The sequence below is a fragment of the Vibrio sp. V23_P3S9T160 genome (assembly GCF_963886625.1).
Taxonomy (GTDB): domain Bacteria; phylum Pseudomonadota; class Gammaproteobacteria; order Enterobacterales; family Vibrionaceae; genus Vibrio; species Vibrio anguillarum.
Map to the genome: position 1 here is coordinate 26,164 of NZ_CAWPDB010000114.1, position 6,196 is coordinate 32,359.

General features: G+C 44.2%; 4 protein-coding genes. All 4 read right to left on the minus strand.

Annotation, left to right across the window (positions count from 1 at the left end; translation table 11 throughout):
• Positions 1–10: 10 nt before the first annotated feature.
• On the minus strand, positions 11–1,921 hold the full coding sequence (locus AACU59_RS07555) for a methyl-accepting chemotaxis protein (protein WP_094145121.1): 1,911 nt from the start codon (positions 1,919–1,921) through the stop codon (positions 11–13).
• Between the two features lie 268 nt (positions 1,922–2,189).
• The gene (speB, locus tag AACU59_RS07560) at positions 2,190–3,119 is read right to left on the minus strand and encodes an agmatinase (protein WP_013867969.1); all 930 of its coding nucleotides are present in this window, start codon (positions 3,117–3,119) and stop codon (positions 2,190–2,192) included.
• Entirely contained in the window at positions 3,120–5,030 is a 1,911-nt protein-coding gene (speA, locus tag AACU59_RS07565; RefSeq protein ID WP_026027469.1) for an arginine decarboxylase, read from the minus strand.
• Positions 5,031–5,217: 187 nt separating this feature from the next.
• A complete protein-coding gene (locus tag AACU59_RS07570) occupies positions 5,218–6,093 on the minus strand; it encodes a tetratricopeptide repeat protein (RefSeq protein ID WP_088733455.1) in 876 nt (291 codons plus the stop codon).
• Positions 6,094–6,196 lie beyond the last annotated feature (103 nt).

Here is a 6,196-nt window from a genome sequence, read left to right on the forward strand (position 1 = left end):
CGGCGTTTTATTACTTTAATTTAAAGTTGGAGACCAAGCGGTCAAGCTCATGGTTTGAGTAAGAGAGTGACTCTGTAGCACTGACGGTTTGTCTGCCACTCACCACCAATGATTCAACAATGTCTCTTATCGCTAGCATATTGCGACTGAGCTCTTCTGCGACTGTACTTTGCTGTTCGGTCGCAGCTGCGATCTGCGTACTCAAATCATCAATTTCGGAAACGGAAGTGCTCATGATGTTTAAACTACCAGAAACTTCGGACGTTTTATCTGCTGTGGTTTGACATTGGTTTTTAGTTTTGTCCATTGCTGCTACAACGCTATCCGTCCCTTCAAGTAGCTTGGCCAGCATATCTGATATTTCAGTAGTGCTGTTTTGCGTTCTTGCCGCTAAAGCACGAACTTCATCTGCAACCACCGCAAACCCACGGCCTTGCTCACCCGCACGCGCCGCTTCGATCGCCGCATTCAACGCAAGCAAGTTCGTTTGCTCTGAAATAGCGCCAATCACGGTCAATACTTCGCTGATCTTGATCGCATCTTTGTTCATATTAGCAATGCGCTCAGACATCTGTTCGACATCACTCACCAATGAGCTGACCGTTTCAACCGCATTATTCACAATAATAATCGATTGTTTGGCCTCTTTGCTCGCCGAGTCAGTAATGTGATTCGATTGAGTGACGCTCTCTGCCACAGTACGTGCACTTTCACTCATTTCAGTAATAGCCGTCACTACTTGCTCTGTTTCAGATGAGTGCGAAAGCAGCATCCGCTCATTTTCCTTTGCCGTTTGACCTAACTGTTCAATATTAGAGGAGATGTTTTGACTGGCATCAGATATTTGCAACATCATTTTTTGTAGATTTTCTGAGAATAAATTGAAGCCTTGGCTTATCTGCGCTAAGTCATCATCACCATTCACCTCCAAGCGGCGTGTCAAATCACCAGAGCCTTTCGAAAGATCAAGTACCGCTTTTTTCAGGCGTAGCAAAGGCTTGTAGATATAATTAAGAATGACGAAGATTGCCGCAACGCTGATAATGAGCAAAATCACCCCAGTGTAAATAGCGCTACTTTGCGCTTCATACACATTAGCTAACGCCGTACCTTTGTCGACAAACACCATCATGGTCCAGTACATGTTATCGGTTAGGTTAACGCGCTTGAAATAACCATCAAATTCAATGCCTAAATAAGGAAATGACAAATGACCAGCATCCTGCTGGCTAAAAAGTTTCTCCATTTCGAGGAAATTAGGGCTGACTTGCGAGGGCGTCCGTCCAATATCACTAGGATCATCACTAGCAAAAAAGACAGCATTCTTGTCGGTTAGTGTCGCTGCACCGCCAGCAAAGCGCATATTACTAACTTGGACAATAACCTCATCCAGTTGAATATCGCCAAGCAGCACTCCAATGAATTGACCTTGTTCATAGACGGGCATCACAGCACTGATCACGCGTTTTCCGGTGATTTTATCTTCATAAATTTCAGTTACCTGAGCAGTTCGAGAGGTTTTTGCTTGTTGATACCAATCCCTACTGGTGAAATTTTGTTGACCTGTAACAACTCCGTTGTCTTTGTCAAACGACATATAGGCACGGCCATCGTCATACGCCATAATGACATTTGAAATTTGCGCACTCTCAGCTAACAATCGAACTAAGTTGACATTCTCTTGATCAGAAAGAGCAGATCGGAAATGTTGTGAACCTTTAACTACGGCTTGATAACGTGTTTTCACCCAAGATTCGAGTTCAGAAACGTGATAGTTGAGCTTGTTTTGAGTTTCTGTGGTTAAAGAGGTAATCATCTTCTCTTTTAACGACAGCATGTTGATGGTACCCAAAACGATTAAAGAAATCGCAACGAGCAGCGCTACGCTCACATATATTCTGCTTTTAAAACCTAAAGTCATAAATTCACCCTCACCGTATAACAGCTAGAAAGATTAAGGTGAAACTTGATCATATTATTAATATGAATGGTAGACCAATGAGACACCTAGCCAACCTAATAAAATTGGTACACGGCGAACACTTATGCAAGTTATGTCATTAATATTTATTATTGAGTGCGCAAAGTGAATTTTACATTGAAAGACAAGATGATGATTTTTAATGGAAATACGTTGAGATGATGGTTAAGAAAAACGCGCAGTGGTGATGCTGCGCGCTGACTTATTTTTATGACGCCACGTTTGGCTTAGAAGCCCAAACGTAAAGCAGCTCTAGAGCAATTGTCGCACCAGCCAAAGCCGTTAGCTCACTTTGATCGTACGGAGGAGAAACTTCAACAACATCCATTCCCACCAAATTAATACCGGCCAATGCACGAATGATTTTCAGCACTTTATCGGAATTCAATCCACCACATACTGGCGTACCCGTTCCAGGAGCAAAAGCGGGATCTAAGCAGTCAATATCAAACGTTAGGTATACGGGTTTATCACCAATAGTTTGACGAATATTAGCGACGATCTCTTCCACTGACATATCATTCGCTTGCATCGCATTGATGACATTAAAGCCGTGGCCTTCCTGTTTGTATTCGGTGCGAATACCCACTTGTACAGAGTGCTTGGCTGAGATCAACCCTTCCTTCGGCGCATGATAGAACATAGTGCCGTGATCATAAGCGCTGCCATTGGCATAGGTGTCCGTATGAGCATCAAAGTGAATCAATGCCATTTCGCCATAATATTTGGCATAAGCGCGCAATATAGGCAGCGTGATAAAGTGGTCACCACCTAAAGCAAGCATGGTTTTGCCACTTTTTAGAATTTCGCTAGTCGCCGCTTCTAAGCGATAAGTGAAATCTTCAGCGTCACCACAATCAAACACCAAATCGCCCGCGTCGATCACTTTGGTATCTTGGAACAAGTTAAAGTTCCAAGGAAACTTTTTACCTTCCCATGCAAGGTTCACTGAAGCGCGACGAATCGCATCTGGACCCATTCTCGCCCCTGGGCGACCTGATGTAGCCATATCCAAAGGTACGCCCAGTACCACAACATCGGCATCTGCACTTACTGGGTCTTTAACATAAGGACGACGTACAAACGTCATCGCATTGGAATACAGGGAATAATCAGTTTTAGTAAACAAATCATTCATTTAGAAATCCTCTAGATAGGTATAACCGCTCAAGCCTTGCTCAAGCTCTTGCAATACATTTTCTTGTTCTTCAACCGCCACACGCTGGCTAACTAATTCGCGGTAGTTTTTACGGATGGCATCCACATCAATATGGACATAGCGCATCATATCTTCAACCGTGTCTCCTTCGTTGATCGATACGATTTCGGTTTCGCCATTCTCTGCCATGTTCACCACCACGCTGTGTGTGTCGCCAAATAGGTTATGCATATCGCCTAAGATCTCTTGATAGGCCCCCACAAGGAAGAATCCCATCAAATACGGTTCATCGGCATTCCATGCTGGCACTGGCAGCGTCGTTTCAATACCTTGCCCCTCAACGTACTGCTCGATTGCACCATCAGAATCACAGGTGATATCCAGCATCACGGCGCGGCGATCTTCCACTTTTTCAAGGCCAGACAATGGCAACACAGGGAAAACTTGGTCGATTCCCCACGCATCTGGCAATGATTGAAACAGTGAAAAGTTAACAAAAAACTTATCCGCCAAACGCTCATTCAGTTCATCCAAAATAGGACGATGGAAGCGGTTTTTGGTGCTCATTTGCAGTGTCAGTTCGTGATAAATGCGCAGCGATAGCTGTTCAGCCCAAGCACGGTGCTGAAGGTTAATAACGCCAGTCGAAAACTGGTTGTGCGCTTCCGACAGATCGCTTTGCGTATCGTTGTAAATTTCAATCAGTGCACGCGCATCAGAGCCTTCACTTAAGCTTTGCCAGTTACGCCACATGTTTTGTAGCAATACCGGAGCTTCTTCACCGACTTCTGGAATCTCTTCTGGGTAATACGCTTCTGTACCAATAACATTAGTGATAAGTACGGCGTGGTGCGCGGTAATCGAGCGGCCTGATTCAGAAATAATGACTGGCCTTGGCTGACTATATAACTGGCACACATCGCTCACCGTGCTTACGATATTGCGTGCATATTCAGCTAAACCATAGTTCATCGAGTTGGATGATTGACTGCGTGTACCATCGTAGTCCACCGCTAAACCGCCACCCACATCGAAGAAGTCAATCTCCGCACCAATATCACGCAGCTCGCAGTAAAAACGCGCCGCTTCGTTCACGCCATTACGCACATCACGAATATTCGCCATTTGCGAACCTAAGTGGAAATGCACCAGTTGCAACGCTTCTAATTGCTGCTCTTTTTTAAGGCGTTCGATAACGGTCAACACTTGAGATGCAGAGAGCCCAAACTTCGATTTTTCACCACCACTCGCCTGCCATTTCCCCGCGCCTTGAGAAGCTAAACGAATACGGAGCCCTAAACGTGGTTTCACGCCTAGGCTTTTCGCTTCTTTCAGCACGAGATCCAGCTCAGACAATTTTTCCAAAACGATGAATACTTTATGGCCAAGCTTTTCACCAATCAGGGCCAGACGAATGTATTCTCTGTCTTTGTAGCCGTTACATACAATCACTGAACTTGCTTGTTGGGCTAAAGCCAATACCGCCAATAATTCTGGCTTACTGCCCGCTTCCAATCCAAGCTGTTTAGTCTCTAGCTGCGCTTGGCTGGCTAAAATCTCATCCACCACTTCTTTTTGTTGGTTCACTTTGATTGGGTAGACCAACAGGTAGTTGTTTGGATATTGGTATTCTTCAATCGCCTGATTAAAGGCGTCACAGATGTTATGTACGCGTTGATGCAGGATCTGCGGAAAACGTACAAGCACAGGCAAATTTAAATCACGCGCTTCAAGCTGCTTTACGATCGAACTCAAGGGGGTTTGGTGCGCCTTATCATGGCGCGGCGAAACATAAACTTCGCCTTGATTGTCAATACCGAAGAAGCCTTGGCTCCAATAATGAACATTGTAGTCAGCGCGAACGCGATCTAATTTGGATGGTTGTTCCACATCTAATCTCACAAAAACAGAGAGTAAAAAGTGAATCAGAAAGTCTGATATCACGACTTGACGCCTGTAACGTCAGGCGCATTAACGGTTAAAAGCGTATGTGTGTCTAATGATAATAATTTGTCGTTAAGATTACGTTTGATTATCACCAGTTCGCTATAAAAAGTGGATGAAATTTAATACAAAATCAAATGTTGCTACTGATAAGCTCGTCAAACTTCTTATTGCCGTGTAGCCCTTCTAAATCAGCTTCTTCTGCAATTAAATCTCGCAATGAAGCGCTAATTTCCGTGGCTCTTTGTAAATCCTCAATCGCTTGTTCTTCGGCTCCGATACGCGCATACGCACATGCTCGTTGGTACAAGGCTGGCGCATTAGCATCATCCAACTCTAGCACGCGATTACATAGACTCAGTGCCCAGTAGTATTCTCGAATTTCCATCGCAGCATCTGCTTTGTATGTCAACGCTTCCAAATCTCCGGGACGGATTTTTAAAATTTCGTCATACACTTCAATACGCTGCTCTGGTGTTTGGACACTTTGCGCTCTCAACCATAAGTTATGGATTTCATTAATAATTTCAATTTCACGGTTGTTTTCGGTAATGATGCGTGTTTTGCGCTTAAGATCTCGCTCCAAGGCGAGGAATTTTTTCTCATATTCCTGCGCAATTTGATTTAGCCGTTTATCGGCCAGCTCACGCGTGTTGTGCTTCACTTCTTTAAGTGACTGCCAACCAATTAATGCAACTAATGAGGCAACACCAGCAATGACATAGAAAAAATAGGTCACCGTCACATTCGAGTAATTCAGTGACTTGTCTGCAACGGACAGCTCTCTGTCGGTAATTTGAATCGTGAGTCGCCGTTCAAGATCTTGTTGATCTTGTCTTAACGCTTTCAACTCATCCAATATGTAGCGCTCAACCAAAGGACGATCCAGTATTGGTGATTCAGAATAGGGCTCTTCCTGTGCCTGCGTTGGGAAAGACGTTAGCACTATCAGGAACAAGAATAGCGGCAATAATTGCCGCACAATCGGTTGCTCATTTATTTTTCTCACTCTCTACCTCTTTCATCAGACACGTTGTCGATTTATTCGTCGCCATTTTCAAATCTGCACACCGATGGACTCAAATTTCTCTGGCCTGTCATCCATATATAAA

Excerpts from the sequence above, each read along its gene's own strand:
- speB (WP_013867969.1), bottom strand. The coding sequence starts at position 3,119 with ATGAATGATTTGTTTACTAAAACTGATTATTCCCTGTATTCCAATGCG.
- AACU59_RS07555 (WP_094145121.1), bottom strand. The coding sequence starts at position 1,921 with ATGACTTTAGGTTTTAAAAGCAGAATATATGTGAGCGTAGCGCTGCTC.